Source organism: Nostoc sp. (genome assembly GCF_036919815.1).
Taxonomy (GTDB): Bacteria; Cyanobacteriota; Cyanobacteriia; order Cyanobacteriales; family Nostocaceae; genus Nostoc.
This window is the reverse complement of record NZ_JBALCE010000056.1, coordinates 1-17,536: the sequence shown is the minus strand read 5'-3', so window position 1 is coordinate 17,536 and position 17,536 is coordinate 1. Positions and strand designations below refer to the sequence as shown.

Annotated in this window: 16 protein-coding genes and 4 pseudogenes; 12 read left to right on the top strand and 8 right to left on the bottom strand. The window is 42.6% G+C overall.

From position 1 onward, the window contains the following. Positions 1–213: 213 nt before the first annotated feature. A pseudogene (locus V7K15_RS13810) lies at positions 214–967 on the bottom strand (IS4 family transposase); the annotation flags it as partial. Between the two features lie 442 nt (positions 968–1,409). Here V7K15_RS13810 and V7K15_RS13805 point away from each other — a divergent pair. From V7K15_RS13805 to V7K15_RS13765, 9 genes are all read left to right on the top strand, one after another. After that, positions 1,410–1,847, top strand: coding sequence for a cupin domain-containing protein (locus V7K15_RS13805; protein ID WP_334906063.1), 438 nt, complete (start codon positions 1,410–1,412; stop codon positions 1,845–1,847). A 158-nt stretch (positions 1,848–2,005) separates the two neighbouring features. After that, on the top strand, positions 2,006–3,010 hold the full coding sequence (locus V7K15_RS13800; protein ID WP_334906062.1) for a zinc-dependent alcohol dehydrogenase family protein: 1,005 nt from the start codon (positions 2,006–2,008) through the stop codon (positions 3,008–3,010). A gap of 9 nt (positions 3,011–3,019) precedes the next feature. Continuing rightward, positions 3,020–3,910: an alpha/beta fold hydrolase gene (locus V7K15_RS13795; RefSeq protein ID WP_334906061.1), complete on the top strand. Its 891-nt coding sequence runs from the start codon at positions 3,020–3,022 to the stop codon at positions 3,908–3,910. Positions 3,911–4,089: 179 nt separating this feature from the next. Beyond that, on the top strand, positions 4,090–4,608 hold the full coding sequence (locus V7K15_RS13790; RefSeq protein WP_334906060.1) for a hypothetical protein: 519 nt from the start codon (positions 4,090–4,092) through the stop codon (positions 4,606–4,608). A gap of 36 nt (positions 4,609–4,644) precedes the next feature. Continuing rightward, entirely contained in the window at positions 4,645–5,352 is a 708-nt protein-coding gene (locus tag V7K15_RS13785; RefSeq protein ID WP_334906059.1) for a nitroreductase, read from the top strand. A 115-nt stretch (positions 5,353–5,467) separates the two neighbouring features. Next, complete coding sequence (locus tag V7K15_RS13780; RefSeq protein WP_334906058.1) at positions 5,468–5,998, top strand: NAD(P)H-binding protein; 531 nt, start codon at positions 5,468–5,470, stop codon at positions 5,996–5,998. Then, on the top strand, positions 5,889–6,350 hold the full coding sequence (locus tag V7K15_RS13775) for an NmrA family NAD(P)-binding protein (protein WP_334906057.1): 462 nt from the start codon (positions 5,889–5,891) through the stop codon (positions 6,348–6,350). The genes V7K15_RS13780 and V7K15_RS13775 overlap by 110 nt, the downstream gene beginning before the upstream one ends. A 75-nt stretch (positions 6,351–6,425) precedes the next feature. Continuing rightward, positions 6,426–7,181, top strand: coding sequence for an SDR family oxidoreductase (locus V7K15_RS13770; RefSeq protein ID WP_334906056.1), 756 nt, complete (start codon positions 6,426–6,428; stop codon positions 7,179–7,181). Between the two features lie 116 nt (positions 7,182–7,297). Beyond that, positions 7,298–8,686 carry a mercuric reductase gene (locus V7K15_RS13765; RefSeq protein ID WP_334906055.1) on the top strand — a complete coding sequence of 463 codons (1,389 nt, stop codon included), beginning with the start codon at positions 7,298–7,300 and terminating at the stop codon, positions 8,684–8,686. 110 nt (positions 8,687–8,796) lie between these two features. On the opposite strand, the pseudogene V7K15_RS13760 reads toward V7K15_RS13765, so the two are convergent. Together V7K15_RS13760 and V7K15_RS13755 are read right to left on the bottom strand one after the other, a co-directional pair. Beyond that, positions 8,797–8,934, bottom strand: a pseudogene (locus V7K15_RS13760) (IS4 family transposase); the annotation flags it as partial. A gap of 51 nt (positions 8,935–8,985) precedes the next feature. Continuing rightward, a pseudogene (locus V7K15_RS13755) lies at positions 8,986–10,368 on the bottom strand (IS701 family transposase). Between the two features lie 209 nt (positions 10,369–10,577). On the opposite strand from V7K15_RS13755, the gene V7K15_RS13750 reads away from it, so the two are divergent. Then, complete coding sequence (locus V7K15_RS13750; RefSeq protein ID WP_334906054.1) at positions 10,578–10,706, top strand: hypothetical protein; 129 nt, start codon at positions 10,578–10,580, stop codon at positions 10,704–10,706. 172 nt (positions 10,707–10,878) lie between these two features. Continuing rightward, complete coding sequence (locus V7K15_RS13745) at positions 10,879–13,512, top strand: DEAD/DEAH box helicase (protein WP_334906053.1); 2,634 nt, start codon at positions 10,879–10,881, stop codon at positions 13,510–13,512. A 36-nt stretch (positions 13,513–13,548) separates the two neighbouring features. On the opposite strand, the gene V7K15_RS13740 is transcribed toward V7K15_RS13745, so the two are convergent. From V7K15_RS13740 to V7K15_RS13725, 4 genes and pseudogenes are all read right to left on the bottom strand, one after another. Beyond that, complete coding sequence (locus tag V7K15_RS13740; protein ID WP_334906052.1) at positions 13,549–13,992, bottom strand: DUF29 domain-containing protein; 444 nt, start codon at positions 13,990–13,992, stop codon at positions 13,549–13,551. Then, a pseudogene (locus V7K15_RS13735) lies at positions 13,989–14,195 on the bottom strand (DUF433 domain-containing protein). Before V7K15_RS13735 ends, V7K15_RS13740 begins: the two are co-directional and overlap by 4 nt. Before the next feature lie 13 nt (positions 14,196–14,208). Beyond that, positions 14,209–14,487, bottom strand: coding sequence for a LapA family protein (locus V7K15_RS13730; RefSeq protein ID WP_334906051.1), 279 nt, complete (start codon positions 14,485–14,487; stop codon positions 14,209–14,211). A 134-nt stretch (positions 14,488–14,621) separates the two neighbouring features. After that, positions 14,622–16,037, bottom strand: a complete 1,416-nt coding sequence (locus tag V7K15_RS13725) for a phosphoglucomutase/phosphomannomutase family protein (RefSeq protein WP_334906050.1) — start codon at positions 16,035–16,037, stop codon at positions 14,622–14,624. 146 nt (positions 16,038–16,183) lie between these two features. Between V7K15_RS13725 and V7K15_RS13720 the strand changes: the two genes are divergently transcribed. Further along, positions 16,184–17,089, top strand: a complete 906-nt coding sequence (locus tag V7K15_RS13720) for a PD-(D/E)XK nuclease family protein (protein WP_334906049.1) — start codon at positions 16,184–16,186, stop codon at positions 17,087–17,089. A 175-nt stretch (positions 17,090–17,264) separates the two neighbouring features. Here the strand turns inward: V7K15_RS13720 and V7K15_RS13715 are convergent. Next, positions 17,265–17,536 (bottom strand): hypothetical protein (locus V7K15_RS13715; protein ID WP_334906048.1); only part of this gene is annotated, 272 nt, incomplete at its 5' end.

Here is a 17,536-nt window from a genome sequence, read left to right as displayed (position 1 = left end):
ATTGATACCAAGTATCAAAGACTTGTTGGAGAGATTTTTGGAAATAATCGCCAAATGACTTGCTAGCAATCTTTTTGAGATATCTCATCAAGATTGTTTTTCGTGTAAATCAATATTTTATTTGTAAATAAAATCATTATTAACTTAAGTATGATTTTTAACGTAGGCGCAGCCCGCCGAAGGCATCGCTTGATTTTGATCCGACTTCACAAAATCGCGTTGCTCCCCGGCAGCCTCTCCTGACGCTGGGAAATTAGTTACTAATCGAAACTCGGTTTTCGTTTCTAAATCACAAAAATTAATCACTCTAAAAGAAAAGAGTATTATCAGATGTACCAACTTTAACCAACCCAGTTGATTCCTCAAATTCTAGTTTCCAATTATTTTTTATCCGCAAGACAAAATATTTGTTTTCTTGTACTAATTCTTGAATAAATTTTAATCCGGGAAAACCTCTATCCATTAACCCAACAGCATTTATTGGGAGAATAGACATCATTTTAGAACCAAATTTATAATCATGATCGTGTCCAAAATTTATGAAGTTATCTGATGGACTTACAGTAGCTAGATTTAGAGAACTGAAAAGTTTTACTTGATGGTGTCCTAGTACCCATAACAATTTACTGGTGAGAGTAATAATTGTTGAATCTATTGGACAGATCGCATATTTATCGTGTTACTTTTTTTTAACTTTCTTCTGTACTAATTCATTTAAATTTTGGTAAATTTCTTGAAAGGGTTTTTGGCTTCGATGTAAATTTGCTTTAGAGAAAGTAGAAATATCTACCTCAAACCCTGTGTTGTTTAACCTGTTAAACAAATCTCGGATACTTGTTAAGCTGTTATCCATAGCATAAGATAGCCAGCACTCAAAGAACAGACGACTGTTCAATACTGGATAATCGTTTTTTGGCAGTCCTCTCAAGATACTTTTGACAATCTTGGGAAATGAATTTATAATCACTATCAAATAGATATACTTTAATCTTCTGCCCAAAATTTAACATATTTTGGGCTGTTTTTATCGGATTTTTTTTAACATTCAACACTTTTGGCTTAAACATTCAATTCGATTTTTACTTTATTACTTGAAATATAAAGAAATACTTGTATTTAGCTGATTCATCCCGCTTTTATGCAACGCCAGAAATTGTTTGTAAAAGCAATGATCTTTTAAAAAAGGTTTAAATAGTGTGTGAATTGTATAACTTCTACTAAAACGTTCAAAAGGTAGAGGTTAGATTGCGAGAAATTTGTAACTATTAAATGTGCAGTAAAAGAAACTCAAGCTAAGACATTCATTGGGTTAGAGATACTCCTCAGTAAACTTCATAGATATCAACTAGTAAAAATTATTTTTTGACGGCTCCTGATTAGGCAAACAATTAATCAACATGAGTAAGCTGATGACACAATCTCTCTGGTTTTTTGGCTCTCGCCTCAGCATCATTGCAGATCACACAACTACCGCAGGTCAGTACGATCTGATCGAAGGCTACTTCTTTCCTAGTACACAAATACCCCTCCATCGCCACACACGCTATTCTGAACAAATCTATGTACTGTCCGGGGAGTTTACGGTTTGGGCAGGTGAGAACAAAGCTGTGTTGAGCGCTGGTGAAAGCTTCCTGATTCCTACTGCCACACCCCACACCGTCGCCGTGCTTAACGATCAGCCAGCTCGCGTGTTGGTCGTTGCTGCGCCAAGTGGCTTTGCTCGGTTGATCGCAGCAATTGGTACGCTGGATGAGAAAGAAACACCAGATATGGAGCTGTTTGAACGTATTTGCCTTGAGATCGGCGACGAAATTTTGGGCCCGCCTGGAACCTTACCCTCGGCATGATGCTAGGAGAACATAGCAATCCTCTTAGAACAATGAACAAAATCGGTAAGGATTCAGGCATAACACATAGTTTGAATGCTGGTAAATTTTATATCACTATGGGAGGGCTGCAATTGAGAAAGTTTTAGCAACAATATATACAAGTAAGGAGTTGATAGGTGAAGCCATCACCAACTATGCACGCGCTGATTGTAGATGATTTTCAAACTGCAACATTTCGTACCGCCGAAATTCCCCGACCAGAACCCACTGCCAACCCGGTTCTGGTTCGAATCAAGGCAAGCGGTGTCAACCCGCTCGACAGCAAAATCCGCACAGGTAAAGCGCCCCATGCCAAACCTGTACTCCCTGCCGTGCTGGGAACCGATCTGGCTGGGGTCGTTGAAGCAGTTGGACAAAACGTCAGCGCGTTTAAAGTCGGTGATGAGGTCTACGGACTGACGGGTGGAGTCGGTGGACTGCAAGGTTCACTCGCTGAATTTGCCGCAGTTGATCGCGATCTACTGGCAAAAAAACCAACCAACCTCAGTATGCGTGAAGCAGCAGCTTTACCCTTGGTGGTCTTGACTGCATGGGAAGGACTTATCGATCGCGCTAATGTACGCGATGGTCAGAAAGTCCTCGTACTTGGCGGCTCTGGCGGTGTTGGTCATATCGCTGTGCAGATTGCCAAAGCGCGTGGTGCCAAAGTGTTTGCCACTGCCTCGGCTGTTAAGCACGATATGCTGCAACAACTGGGTGCTGTGCCGATAGACTACCACAGTGTATCAATTGAACAGATTGTGCAAATGTATACAGACGGTCACGGCTTTGATCTGGTCTACGATACCGTTGGTAGTTCCACTTTAGACGATGCATTTCAGGCAGTACGCACTTACGGATATGTCGTTAGTAGCAACGGCTGGGGTCAGCACTCCTTGATGCCACTCTCGCGGAAGGCTGCTACGTATTCAGGCATATTCGTGCTTCTGCCTCTACTGAATAGTGAAGGGCGTGCTCATCATGGTGAGATTCTGCATCAGGCTACGCAGTTGGCGGATGCAGGTCAACTACGCCCAATTGTTGATCCTCGCCATTTTACTTTGGATACTGCACTAGATGCTCACAATGCGGTAGAGCAAGGCACATCGGTCGGCAAAATCATAATCGACATTGCAATATGAGATAAAGTCATGACCACATTTCACACAATCTCAATCGATGGTTTAGATATCTTCTACCGAGAAGCTGGTTCCCGCAGTAATCCAACGATTCTGCTGTTACACGGCTTTCCAACCTCATCTCACATGTTTCGCAATCTGATGCCTGCGCTTGCCGATCGCTTCCATCTAGTTGCCCCGGATTATCCGAGCTACGGCAACAGTTCTATGCCAACTGTGGATGAGTTTGACTACACGTTTGATCGCTTGGCCCAAATCGTGGAGAAATTTATTACGGCGATCAATCTGAAGCAATATAGCCTCTACGTAATGGATTATGGCGCTCCCATTGGCTATCGGATTGCAGCTAAATATCCAGAGCAAGTGGAAGCGCTGATTGTCCAAAACGGGAATGCCTATGAGGAAGGTATACGCGGCGAATTTTGGAACCCAGCTAAAGCCTACTGGCAAGACCGTTCTCCTGAGAATGCTGACAAGCTCAGATCCTTTTTCACACTGGAAACAACGAAGTGGCAATATACCAACGGCGTTCGCAATCTGGAAGCGATCAGCCCTGATACCTGGAATATGGATCAACTCTTCCTCGATCGCCCCGGCAACGATGAGATTCAGCTGGCGCTGCTGTATAGCTATGGCACGAATCCACCACTATATCCGCAATGGCAGGAGTATTTTCGCAAATATCAGCCACCTACCCTGATTGTTTGGGGTAAGAATGATGACATCTTCCCAGCCGAAGGCGCTTATCCCTACAAGCGCGATCTGAAAGACGTTGAGTTTCATTTACTCGATACCGGACATTTTGCCCTAGAAGAGGAAGGAGATGCGATCGCAGATCATATCCGTCGCTTTATGACAACTCATGTTGAACAATCACAGGACGGGAGCAACGCGATTTTGTGAGGTGGCAAAGCTGGGGGGGCTGAGGAAGCTGGGGAAGAGAAATAAATTAAGTATATTTATTATGTTTTTAGTAGTAAAAAATACTAAGTTTTTCTTTTCTACCCCAGCTACCCCCGCAACGCCAGCTCATTTCACGACGATCTCAGTTTTTCGCGTTGCTCCCCACAGGACTCATCATCATGAAAAAACTAGACCGAAAAATTGCAGATGTGACGGGGGCATCTAATCGCGTGGTTAATGAAATTACCAGCGCAGGTGGGAATTTGATAAGCGTTTGCAGTACAGGCAATTGTTACCAAAAAATTGATTTTACAACACTAATGAAAACACTACTGAAAAGATCCGCGTTACTCCTTTCTCTGCCAATCAGTGCCTTAGTTAATTTTTCCTTACCTGCTTCTGCTGATTCAACTGCTGGCATCATCCTGAGTACTAAATGTCAAGGTGGTTACAACATCAATATTTGGCAGAATTATAATTCTGGTGAACTGCTCTATCGGGCGACCAATCCAAACGGTCATTTAAGTTTGGGCAAAGGAACTAAGCAAGCGACAGAAGGTGTTCGAGTGTATAAGTTTCGGAATAGAAACTATGAATATTGGGTGTGGGATGGCACGTTGGATAACCCGCAGTCTGGAACTTTAGAGGTGTATAAAAACAATCGGCTCTTGATGCGGCAAACTTGTAGGAAAAATTGAATCTTCAGTACTCTTTCTCATAGAGGTTTATTAAACATGTTCGATCTCGACCAAACTATCAAAGATCGGCACTCAACCCGACAATTCTTATCTAAACCCGTGCCGCGAATTTTACTCAATGAAGCTCTTGCTCTAGCACAGCTCGCGCCGTCGAATTCCAATACCCAGCCGTGGCGAGTAGTATTTGCTGAAGGTACTCGCCGCGATCAACTGAAAAAGGCTTTGCTAAAGCAAGCGCAGAATTTTGACGAGTCTCAGCTACCCAAAATCGCTCAACTCCCAGAGGCATTCCAGCATTACCGCCAGGAACTGGGCGAACAAGTCTATGGAGCAATGGGGATTGCTCGTGAAGATAAAGCGAGTCGAGAACGAGCTGTTCTGCGTAATTATGAATTTTTTGATGCCCCAATGGTCGGTATCGTCTGTATGCACCGAGAACTAGGCGATGCGGATGCTTTAAGTGTAGGGATCTATTTACAAACGCTGATGCTGAGTCTGACTGCTCGTGGACTGGGCACCTGTGCTCAGGTTTCGCTAGCCGCTTATCCTGAAATCATTCGCAGTGAGTTAAATATCCCACCGGAACTATCGATCTTGTGCGGTTTAGCCGTTGGCTACACTGATCCTGATTTTCCCCCTAATCACCTGCATATTAGCCGCGATCCCGTTGAGAAAAATATCTCATTTCTCGACGATCTTGAACTAGCACATAGAAGTGATTGGAATACTCTTATTAGAGCGTAATATTTGTGGGGAAATCGCTAAAATGCACTCCCAGAGATGGTTTTAAGGATCTTTATTTAAGCCGGAAGCTTGGAAAGAGGTTTATCAATTGTCTGCTATTTACAAGGAGAGCGAAATGTACGCTATTACTGGAATTACAGGTCAGGTCGGCGGTGCCGTCGCCCGCAAATTGTTGAGCAACAATCAGTCTGTTTGCGCTGTGATCCGTGATGCTAAGAAGGGAACTGCCTGGGTCGAGCAGGGTTGTGCAGTTGCCCTGGCGGACATGAACGATGCTGACGCGCTCACAGCAGCTTTTAGAAATGCTGAGGGTGTCTTTGTTGTGATTCCGCCAAACTTTGCGCCATCACCGGGCTTTCTTGAAACACGGGCGATCGTTGCTGCTCTGCGTACTGCGATTACCTCCGGTAGGCTACGCCAACGCAGCAGCGCATCCGGGCAAAGTCGTCTGCCTGTCCACCATTGGCGCACAGGCAACCCAGTCGAACCTACTAACTCAACTTCAGATATTGGAGCAAGTATTGGGGGATCTGCCGATGCCGCTCGCCTTTCTTCGTCCAGCCTGGTTTATGGAGAACGCGGCTTGGGACGTAGCACCCGCCAGAGAGAGTGGCATTATCCAAAGCTTCCTACAACCCTTGGATAAACCTGTACCGATGATTGCGACGGCGGATATCGGTCGTGTTGCCTCCGAGTTGCTGCAACAGACTTGGAGTGGACGGCGAATCGTCGAAATCGAGGGCCCGCACCGGGTAACGCCGAATGACATTGCAAAGGGCTTTTCCAAGATTCTGGGTCGTCCGGTACATGCAAAGGTAGTTCCCCGCGAAACATGGGAGGCGCTGTTCAAGGCTCAGGGTACAGTCGTTCCAGAGCCGCGCATTCGGATGCTCGACGGTTTCAACGAGGGCTGGATCGAGTTCGAGAGTGGTGAGTCTGGCTCCATCAAAGGCGAAGTCGAACTGGAAACTGTTCTGAAAAGCTTGGTGGAGCGATGATTCAGGAGATTATACCCATGTTACGACACCCTATTTCAGTGAATCATTTGCAAAATACACTCAAGGAAATTAACAATGACTACGTTATTTGGAAAAGTTGCACTCGTTACAGGTGGAACATCAGGGATTGGTAAAGCAACCGCTCTCGCTCTAGCTCAGGCTGGAGCAAAAGTAGTTGTTGCAGGTCGTCGGCAAGTTGAAGGTGAAGAAACAATTCGACAGATTCAAGCGATGGGTGGGGAAGGCTTTTCTGTTCCGGCAGATGTTTCTAAAGAAGCCGATGTGCAGATACTGATTGAGAAAATAATGACACGCTATGGAAGACTCGACATTGCTTTCAACAATGCTGGAGTGGAACAAGATTCCACACCGTTAGCAGAGCAAACCGAAGCTACTTACGATCACATCATGGATATCAATGTTAAAGGGGTATGGTTGTCCTTGAAACATGAGATTCCAGCCTTGTTGAAAAGTGGCGGTGGGGCGATCGTCAATACTAGTTCAGTTTTGGGCTTGGTCGGTGGAGCAATAGTGCCGATTTACACGGCTAGTAAACACGCTGTAGAAGGGCTAACAAAATCAGTGGCATTAGAATTTGTCAAACAAGGAATTCGGGTGAATGCTGTCAGTCCAGGCCCAATTCAAACTGAGATGCTTGATCGCCTCTCCAAAGCAAATCCAGAAGCGATCAAGCAGTTGATAGCAGGGCCAATGGGTCGGATGGGCACGCCGGAAGAAGTGGTAAATGCTGTGCTATGGCTCTGTTCAGACGCTTCTAGTTTTGTCACTGGACAATCGATCTCCGTTGATGGCGGCTTTGTCGCGCAATAACGAAGGACATTCCTCTGGCAGGTTAGGCACCTTTTGCGGTTTCTGCACAGAAGAGCAGACGATCTCAGCCTAAATTGAAGCCGTGTACCAAGACAGCACCTTAAAGGAGATGTGCAATGAACCCTGAATACTACGACGACATTATTATCGGCAGTGGCAAAGCAGGTAAAACCCTAGCACCAGCGCTAGTCGCAAACGGACGTAAAACCGCTCTGGTGGAACGCAGCTTAACCATGATTGGTGGTGGGTGCATCAACATCGCCTGCATCCCTACCAAAACGATGGTTGCCAGTGCAGAGGTAGCCAATACTGTGCGAAACAGCGCTGCTTACGGTGTTAAAGCCAATGCACCCATCGTTGATTTAGCAGCCGTAATTGGGCGCAAACGATCTGTCGTACACTCCATGCGTGAAATGAATTTGCACAATCTAGAAACTGCTCTGGGTCACGAACTGATCGTTGGAGTGGGACGGTTTATGTCACCCAAAACGATTGAAGTGACAACGGCTCTTGACACCACTCGCTTACTCACCGCAGAACGGTTCTTTATCAACACAGGCACACGACCGTTAATTCCATCGCTACCCGGACTCACAGAAACTGGTTTTTTGACGAGCGAGTCGATCATGGAACTGGAACAGTTGCCGGAGCATCTGATCGTACTTGGGAGTGGCTATATTGGATTGGAGTTTGCCCAGATGTTCCAGCGCTTTGGCTCTCGTGTTACTGTGATTGGGCATAGTGAGCAAATTCTATCAAATCAAGATTCAGATATTGCGATCGCTGTTCAAACGCTGCTGGAACGAGAAGGCATTGAATTCTTGCTGAACACAAATGTATTGAGAGTAGATCGCGTTGACAATGCGACTATCCTTCAGCTCCAAGTTGCCGATCGCAACATTAGCCTCCAAGGTTCACATTTGCTCGTCGCTATCGGTCGTGCGCCAACCACTGATAGCTTAAATTTAGCCGCCGCTGGTGTGGCAACTGATGCCCACGGGTTTATTGTAGTCAACGATCGCCTGGAAACAAACATACCGGGGATTTGGGCGTTAGGTGACATCAATGGAGGACTGCAATATACTCATGTCTCGCTCGACGATTACCGCATTATCAAAGCGAATCTGATTGATGGTGGCAACCGCAGCAAGTGCGATCGCTTGGTTCCATCCTGTCTGTTTATTGATCCCGAACTGGCTCATGTGGGTCTGACCGAAACCGAAGCAGTGCAACAAGGGTATGCCATCCGCGTGGCGAAACTGGATGTCTCAGCGATTCCTAGAGCAAAAACTCTCGGTCAAACCGATGGACTGATGAAGGCGATCGTGGATACCAAGACAGGTCGGATTTTAGGGTGTTCCCTGTTGTGTCATGAAGCGGGAGAAGTGATTTCGACGGTGCAGATGGTGATGCAAGCTCAGATGCCTTACACCGTTCTGCGTGATGGAGTCTTGACTCATCCCACGATGACCGAAGGGTTAAACATGCTGTTTTCAAAGTTGTAAAACGCAACCTTGGGCTTTAATTAAATCCGCAGCCCACAGAGTTACATCTTTTACAACTCCTGATGGTTGAGTTTGAGCAAATACTTTGTAGCGGCAATACCTTAGCCAATTTACGAGGGTTCAACGACTGTAGAAACATTGTGAATACGACCGAGAGAGGTAAGCTTGGCAAAAATCTGGGCTAATAAAATAGGCTCAGGTTGTTCCGGAAGCATTTTTAACATTTCACGAACATATCGAAAACCACGATAACCCTCTTCTGTCACTTTCCGAATTAAGCAAGTAATAAATAAGTGAAATTATTCAGAAGCATAACAGGGTTTAAATTGATTCATTGCATCAATTAAATGATTAAATCCCAGCAATAAATGTGAATTAGGGAAAATACTTAGCCAGGGATAAATTAACCAAAATAGTAAAAGTGGTTGGATAATGAGACGCAGATTATTTAAAGTATTCTTCCATCCGGATTCATGATTCCATTGCGGATGATAAAAAAAATCAACATGACTATTTTCTTGTGCCTCAGTCTCAAGTTGACGAGATTGATTTAAGTCTAAGAAGACTGGAGAATTGAAACTAATCATCGTGTAAACACAAAAAATAATCTCCCACCCTTCGGGTTCGCCAGTCGCTCATGGGGGAAACCCCCAAGACCGCGCTGGCTCACCATCTCTCAATATGTTGGAAATTAGTGAAACGGTAATCTGTCCAGCCTAGTTCCTGTTTACACTGTCGAAACCCATATTCTACCCAGGTTCTTAATCCATATAAGTCGCCTAAAGTCTTCTTCAAATTCCCTTGAATATTCGTCATCACGAAGGAGGTAGAATTTTCTGGCATGGTTTCTGGGTCAGTAGTTATTTGCCAGTAAGTTATGGCTCTTTTTTTACCATAAATTATTTCCCTAATGTATCTAGTCTCTGATTTTTGATTGCTAAATGTTCTTTTAAATTTACACCACTTATTCGCTCTAACTCTTTGCTCTGCTGGCAACCAGACTCCATGATTACTTCTGATTGATACCACATAACCTAATTTATATTCATCTATTTTTTTAATAAATTGGCTACTTTCACCATACAAACTATCTACATTACTAATTCAATCTTGAAGCCTGATTCCATTAATTCTGTAATTATCTCTGATGCTAACTCTATTTTAGTTTTATATTTATCTCACTCCTTTAGTGTTCCTTTTGGTTTGAATACTTTGAAGATTAATGGAAAAGTTATGTTATCATACACTCCATAGGCGTTGACTGAAACTATCCCATTATCTACTTTTCCTACGCTTCCTAAATATTGTCTAGCTACATAATCTGTCTTCTTCCCTTTTTTCCTATCTCCTGTTTCATCTATTACTAATGTAATTGCACGACCATCTAATTGTTTTTTTAATTTATTTAATCTTAAGAGTTTTAATTCATCTACTGACCAATCTGAATTTGCTAAGAAATGGTGTAATGATTGGGACGAATTTATACTCACTACCTTCGCTATCTCTGGTAACGATTTTCTTTTTATCGTTGATATTATGCCCAAATGTAAATATTTGAAGCACTCATAATTTCTTACTTCTTTAAATAGGTCTTTATACTCTGCACAATATTCATCTATGATGCCAACTGTTGGGTGGGCATCTCGTGCCAAATGTTTCAGGATTTGTAATTCTACATCCATTGCCCTGCCTACCTTCCAGAGTTTTTTCTTCTAATCCTTTTATTCAGAATAGTCGGAAAGTGACAGAAGAGGGGTAAGTAGGTCGGCGTAAATATTTGTAGTTGGAATAAGGCAGGAGGCAGGAGCCAAGAGGCAGAAGGTAAGAGGGTTTTAGGCTAGTTAATTTTTCTTCATATAGTTTGATTTTTTCCCGCCGACTTACTTATTTCATGATTCCACTTATTTTAGGCGCTGCTGCTTTGGCTACTGGAGCCTTCGGAGCAGTAAAAGCCCGTTATCCTAACAGTTGCAATGCTTGCGGCAAGTTGCTAGAAAGCGTCTACACACAAGTAGTTTAGTAGCTAATGCGATCGCACAATTATTGTGGATGCTAAAAATACATCAATTGTTGAATTAATTCATATTGCAAGGATAAAATCGCTTCTAGCGTGCATGACCGAATACGGTTTAGCTCCTATTCATAATACAAAAATTTACCAATCTGATCATAGGATTTTTAACGGTGCATCAATGAGTTATACAGAATACCAAAAACAGTTTCATAAAGCACTTGACGATGAAATTAAAGCATTACGAAAAAGTAGTGGACAAAAAACATTTTTGAGTGACGGTTTCTTACTAAGTAAACGCCGAGGTCAATACATATATTCTTTCACAATAGATACTGAACTGCGTTTTCCTGATGATACTCCAGTAGATTTAGAATATAAAAGCAAAAAATATACTGGAATTTTAGTCTCTACTGAAGGCTTTGATATTATTTTGGGATTACAGAAAAATTTAGGTGATTCAATTACTACAGCTATACTCTACACTTCTCCCTGGTTTTTATTAGAAGAACTTAAAAAGCGTTTGTTAGAAAGCTCTAATCTAAAGGGAGCCAATAGAAACCTAGCGGAAATATTACTAGGTGATAAAAGTGAAACCAACCTTTCAACAAGCAATACCCAAAAACTGTTAAATAAAATTGAGCAGCGACTACAACAAGCGATAGGTTGTAATGAATATCAGAAATCTGCCGTTGACAAGGTACTTAATCGTCAAGTCAGTTTTATTTGGGGCCCACCAGGAACAGGGAAAACCAAAACTTTGGGAATCACCGTAGCTGCATTGGTTCAAGCTGGTGAGTCAGTTCTGGTAGTAGCCCATAGTAACACTGCTGTTGATACAGCGATGAAAAGTGTTGCAGAGTATTTACAAGGAGCGCCTATTTATCAAAATGGGCTAGTGTTGCGCTATGGAGTTGCAACTCCTGATAGTTTAAAAGAGTTTCCTCTTTTACACGTTAGAGGCGTAGTAAGTCAGCAAAACCCAAAATTAATAGAGCAAATTGAACGGTTAGAAAAACATCATAAGGATTTAGCCAAGCAATATCGTCAGAAAAAACTAACTCAACTGCAACGTCAAACTATTCAAAATAACATTGCTACTGTCAAACAAGCTTTACAACCATTAAAAGAACAGTTGAAGCAAAAAGAAGCTGAACTGAGCAAACAAGCTACAGTGGTTGGCTGCACTTTATCGAAGGCGGCGATCGCCAAAGAAATCTACCAGCGTCGTTTTGATGCAATTGTGGTGGATGAGGCAAGTATGGCTTATATTCCCCACTGTGCTTACGTTAGTACTCTTGCTGATCGTCGTATTGCCATTTTTGGTGACTTTCGCCAGTTAGGGCCTATTTCACAAGCAAAAACAGAGGCAACACAGCAATGGCTACAACGAGATATCTTCGACGAAGCTGGTATTACTCAAAAGGTAAATAACCGTCAACTTGATTCACGTATGGTGCTGTTAAAAACGCAGTACCGAATGAATCCAGCTATTTCTAAAATACCAAATCAGCTTTTTTACAACGGTCAACTCCAAGATGGCTCTGGTGTAGAGCAAAGGACGATGCCGATTGTCCAGAGTCAGCCACATCCTGGGTCAGCCTTAATATTGTATGACTTGAGTAAACTTTCAGCTTTTTGTTTTAAAGAACAGCAGTTTCACAGTCGTTTTAATCTCATTTCCGCTTTAGTAGCAGCCAATCTAGCTTACCAAAATACACAAACTAATGATTATAGTATTGGTATCATTACTCCTTACAATGCCCAAGCACGTTTAATACAACGTTTACTGCAAGATTTGCACGTTACTGACAAACCTATAAAAGTAGCCACAGTTCATCGTTTTCAGGGGGCAGAACGGAATCTGATTATTTTTGATGCTGTTGAAGGTTCACCACAAGCTAAGGCAGGAAAATTGCTTACAGGTGGAACGAAAAGTACAGCTATGCGGCTTGCCAATGTTGCTGTTAGTAGAGCGCAAGGTAAATTTATTGGTTTATTTAATTATCAATATATTCAGCAAACCCTTGACTCTTTTAATATTTTTTGGACATTTGTTGACCGTATACATGCTCAAGCCAATATCCAATCACTCACATGGACTTTACAACCACTCATAAATTTACCAGGAGTAACTTACTTTTCTAAAAGCCAGGATGCTTTAAAACAAATACAGTTGGACTTACTTGGAACTAAGGAAGAGATTGCTATAGCTTGGCCAAGCTCAACTAGCAATAATCAGTTTCCTATTGCCACATTAAAGCAGTGTAATTCTCTTGGCGTCAGGTTTTTTATCACGGGTCAAAGCAGTAATGTAATTGCTACTGGACTGCAAAATACTCGTATTTGGGATAATAAAGCGAATACGAGTATAGGTTTAGTTGGTATTGACCGTAAGTGTTTGTGGATATACTTAAATCCGAATTCATCATTAGCACCAGTTATTCGGATAGATTTACCACAAACTACAAAATTATTGTATGGCTTTTTACGTTTAGTACCTGAACAAGATCCAGGCTCTATAACGACTCAAATCAGTCAAGGTCAAAATCCGTATGGTCAATGCCCTGATTGCGGATATCCTCGCTGGTATAGCCTTACTGAATACGGAGCTTATATTAGTTGTTCTAAAGATCCCAAACATTCTCGTAGGAAAATGAATGAGAAAGATACAACGCATCTCATTAGACTTATGAATATTAACTGTCAAGTATGTAAGCAACAGGCAAAGGCTTGCAAAAGCTACAAAGGTATTTACATAGGCTGCTCACAACGAAATTGTACTTGGTCAACACGACTAGAATCATTAATTTAACGATATGTATATTAAATGACTACATTATGCGCTTCATCAAATATCGCTTGCTTCCGGTAGCCAGTCTTCATCCAACACTAACTCTAAAGAATATAGACACTTTTCTGGAAACACGGAAATTAACATCCCCGTTTGCTTGGCTGCTTGGCGACGCGCCCTTTGATAACTTTCTTCAAGTTGCTCTTTAGGATAGCTCTTAAGACTAGGACTATCTTCTATGGCTAACTCAATTTGGGTGCGAGAATCGGTGATAGAATCGAGCCAACTATCTGAGCGACGCTGGGATTGATATTGCCACTTGAGCAGATGCAACAGCAAGCGAATTAGTTGACTGGCAATACCCCGGCGTTCACTTTTGCCTAAGCCTTCAACCTCTTCAATCAGATATTCTACATCAACTTCTTGCCAGTGATGCGATCGCAATAGTTGGGCTGTCTGTTCAATCCACAAATTAAAATCTGCTGTATAATTTGCACTCATAGCCGTTCTCGATCAGCCGCATAACTTAGGCAAGCCAAAATATCCTCTTGTGTCAAATAAGGAAAGTCGTCAAGCAGTTCCTCGTAGGTCATACCAGAGGCAAGATAAAATAAAACATCGTATACAGTAATTCGCATTCCTCGAATACAAGGCTTACCACCTCGTTTTCCTGGTTAAATTGTAATAATGTTTTGATACTGCACAGCTATTCAAACCTCAAAAATCGTCATCATCAACAAAAAATTCGGCATCGTCTTCTAATCGAGAATTACCCTGTCTAGAACCAGCAAGTCCCCAGAAAGGTTGCAGCAGTGCCATACCAATTAACCCTATACCCGCACTAAAAGCCATCACTAAACCCATTGGTATCTGAATCGATTGGAATGTTAAGAATTTTAACGATACGGGTGTGGCATTTTGGACTGAAATAATTGCGATCGCTATTACCCAAACCGCTACAACTAGAGATGTCAAAAAAGGAGCGAAAGTTTTCATATTTTGATCCAAATGAGAAGTTAGAAGTTATATTTTGATCCAAATTAGAAATCAGGAGTTAAGAATTGTTAATTTACAACTCTTAACTCCTAACTGTACAGACGCGATTAATCGCGTCTCTTAACTCCTAATTTTTATCCCTCTAGCTTAGCAATGACACTCTCTAACTCTTGGGCGATTTGGGTTAGTTTTTCGGGTGTGTTGGTTTCTAGGTAGACGCGCACTAGGGGTTCTGTACCGGAAGGACGCAGTAAAACCCAGCTACCCTCTTCTAAATAGAGCTTAATACCGTCTTTACGCCCCACTTCCTTGACTTTAATTCCTGCTACCTCTGTAGGTGGATTTTTGGTAAAGGAGTCGATGACGGCGGTTTTGTGCGCCTCTGTGAGGTGCAAGTCAAGGCGGTTGTTGTAAAGGGGTCCATCGGCTTCAGCGATCGCTTCTTTGACAAGTTGGCTTAAAGGTTTGCCTTCATAGGCGATCGCTTCAGCCACTAGCATATCGGCTAATACCCCGTCTTTTTCGGGAATATGTCCGATAATACTTAAACCGCCTGATTCTTCACCACCAATTAATACAGCAGTTTCGCGCATTTTTTCGCCGATGTATTTAAAACCTACTGCTGTTTCATAAATTTGCAGCCCATTTTTAGCAGCGAAATTATCCAGCAGGTGAGTTGTCGCTACAGTGCGGACGATCGCCCCAGTTTTACCTTTGTTTTTGATTAAATGACGTGCTAAAACTAACAGCACAGTATTGGGTGTGAGGACGTTTCCTTGTTCATCAACGATGCCAAAGCGATCGCCATCTCCATCCGTCGCCAAACCCAAATCGGCGCGATCGCGAACTACTGCTTCCACTAACTCAACTAATTGTTCTCCTTTGGGTTCTGGCATTCCACCCCCAAATAACACATCTCTCCAATCGTGGAAACTTTCTAACTCAACGCCACTATGTTGCAAAACTTCATCTAAATAGCCGCGAGAGGTAGAATAGAGCGCATCGTACTTTACCTTTAAATTAGCGCTTTTGATTTTTTCTACATCAAGTAGAGTGTAGATAAATTGCATGTAATCAGGTTTCGGATCGAAAATTGAAATTGAACCTGATGGGCTGCTCCCAGGCAACTCATCCGATGCACTTTCGATATTTGCCACAATAGTATCAGTTATCTCTGGAGTGGCAGGCCCAGCATAATCGGGTATATATTTAATCCCACAATAGGGTGCTGGATTATGGCTAGCAGTAAACATTAACGCCCCTGCGGAATTTAGGTGGCGGGCGTTGTAGGCAATTACTGGTGTGGGGCAATCCCGATCAGTAATTTTCACAGTCCAACCCAAGTCTGCTAGTACTTGGGCTGCTGTTTGGGCAAACTGGTCAGCTAAAAAGCGAGTATCGTAGGCAATAAGTACTGGTCTATCTTTGCTGTAGGCTGTTTCTAAATAAGTGGCGATCGCCCTTGTTACTTTCCGCACATTAGGGAAAGTAAAGTCATCGGCAATAATCCCTCGCCATCCATCGGTACCAAATTTGATCTTGCTGGACATTTTTGCCACTTGCTCCCGTACATTATTAGTACTATAAGAGCTTCGCGCAAAGCGTGTGTAGCAGCAAGTATCCCCGGAAGTTCTTTTTTAAGGAAACCTTAGCTAAAACTTCTTCCCACCGTATTTTCTCTCACTGTTTCTGAGCAATGTCAACCCCCGATCGACCTTTTGCCAGTTATCACCTTTGGTCTCTAATTGCCCCAGCGATCGGGCAAGAACGCTGGCATTGCCAGATGAGACGGGGGTTTATCAAAGCGCGGCAACACGAACCACAAGTCAAAGCACTGTTGACCCAAGCCACCGCACCCCAGAGGATTGGGATACTCGCCCAAAAAGGCATTTATGAGTTTCATCATCACAGGTATCTGTTGAAGCAAGCAGATGGTGTAGAAAGAGTTGCACAGCTACTTAAATTAGGTAACTCAAGTGAGCAAGTCCAGCAACGCGTGCTGCAAATTTTGAAAAAATATCACGATGCTCCGTTGCTTTTGGATAAAGAGATTATCCAATTAACTCCGGGTGATGAAGGCTTTCCGAAACCGATTTTAATAGAACAAGAAGATTATTGCTTTCGCTTATATGCGGCTATGGACTGCGTTTTCATTGAGAGCGATCGCACTTTACATATTTTAGATTTCAAAACTGGTAAATCGGCTTTTGACCGACGACAGGCATTAGTTTATTTGTTAGCGGCTCGTTATCTTTACCCTGGACAAAAAGCTGTTGCATCATTTTATAATTTGGAAATATCTAAAAAGTCTGAGTTAATTAGTATTAATAATAGTGAATTAGAATCTTTAAAATTTGAGTTAGCTAATGTTGCCCACAAGCACCAGCACGATTTACAAAAATATCAGCAAGAAGCTAGTAATTTCAGTAAAATTTTCCCTCCCAATCCTGGCTCTCACTGCCGCTTTTGTCCATTTAACTCAATCTGTGAGTTTGCAGATTTTAAGCAGCATCAATCATCTCCACTGCCCAGTTTAAGAGTTAATAGCCAATTGGCAAAGGGAGAGAGAATTTACAAAAGTGGCTTTGATACTCGCGGATGAGTCTTTAGGTGATTTCTGATTAAAAAAATACCATGTTGACGAGTTTCGACTTCTCTGCGAGACGCTACGCGAACGCTCAACTCTCGGCCACTCAGTTGGTTGAGCGAAGCGATGCACTGAGCTTGCCGAAGTGTCGAAACTAACGGCTATGGTAAATTTATTACTATAATTCACCTTAATACTCGTGAATGAGTCTTTGAACTCCGTTAACGAGCCTTTTAGCTTCGTCGATGAACCTTGGAGCTTCGTAAATGAACCTTAGAGCTTCGTGAATGAACCTTAGAGCTTCGTGAATGAACCTTAGAGCTTTGTGAATGAACCTTAGAGCTTCGTGAATGAACCTTAGAGCTTTGTGAATGAACCTTAGAGCTTTGTGAATGAACCTTAGAGCTTTGTGAATGAACCTTAGAGCTTTGTGAATGAACCTTAGAGCTTTGTGAATGAACC

Excerpts from the sequence above, each read along its gene's own strand:
- V7K15_RS13795 (WP_334906061.1), top strand. The coding sequence starts at position 3,020 with ATGACCACATTTCACACAATCTCAATCGATGGTTTAGATATCTTCTAC.
- V7K15_RS13780 (WP_334906058.1), top strand. The coding sequence starts at position 5,468 with ATGTACGCTATTACTGGAATTACAGGTCAGGTCGGCGGTGCCGTCGCC.
- V7K15_RS13730 (WP_334906051.1), bottom strand. The coding sequence starts at position 14,487 with ATGAAAACTTTCGCTCCTTTTTTGACATCTCTAGTTGTAGCGGTTTGG.
- V7K15_RS13765 (WP_334906055.1), top strand. The coding sequence starts at position 7,298 with ATGAACCCTGAATACTACGACGACATTATTATCGGCAGTGGCAAAGCA.
- V7K15_RS13805 (WP_334906063.1), top strand. The coding sequence starts at position 1,410 with ATGACACAATCTCTCTGGTTTTTTGGCTCTCGCCTCAGCATCATTGCA.
- V7K15_RS13785 (WP_334906059.1), top strand. The coding sequence starts at position 4,645 with ATGTTCGATCTCGACCAAACTATCAAAGATCGGCACTCAACCCGACAA.
- V7K15_RS13775 (WP_334906057.1), top strand. The coding sequence starts at position 5,889 with ATGCCGCTCGCCTTTCTTCGTCCAGCCTGGTTTATGGAGAACGCGGCT.
- V7K15_RS13745 (WP_334906053.1), top strand. The coding sequence starts at position 10,879 with ATGAGTTATACAGAATACCAAAAACAGTTTCATAAAGCACTTGACGAT.
- V7K15_RS13770 (WP_334906056.1), top strand. The coding sequence starts at position 6,426 with ATGACTACGTTATTTGGAAAAGTTGCACTCGTTACAGGTGGAACATCA.
- V7K15_RS13740 (WP_334906052.1), bottom strand. The coding sequence starts at position 13,992 with ATGAGTGCAAATTATACAGCAGATTTTAATTTGTGGATTGAACAGACA.
- V7K15_RS13750 (WP_334906054.1), top strand. The coding sequence starts at position 10,578 with ATGATTCCACTTATTTTAGGCGCTGCTGCTTTGGCTACTGGAGCCTTC.
- V7K15_RS13790 (WP_334906060.1), top strand. The coding sequence starts at position 4,090 with ATGAAAAAACTAGACCGAAAAATTGCAGATGTGACGGGGGCATCTAAT.
- V7K15_RS13720 (WP_334906049.1), top strand. The coding sequence starts at position 16,184 with ATGTCAACCCCCGATCGACCTTTTGCCAGTTATCACCTTTGGTCTCTA.
- V7K15_RS13725 (WP_334906050.1), bottom strand. The coding sequence starts at position 16,037 with ATGTCCAGCAAGATCAAATTTGGTACCGATGGATGGCGAGGGATTATT.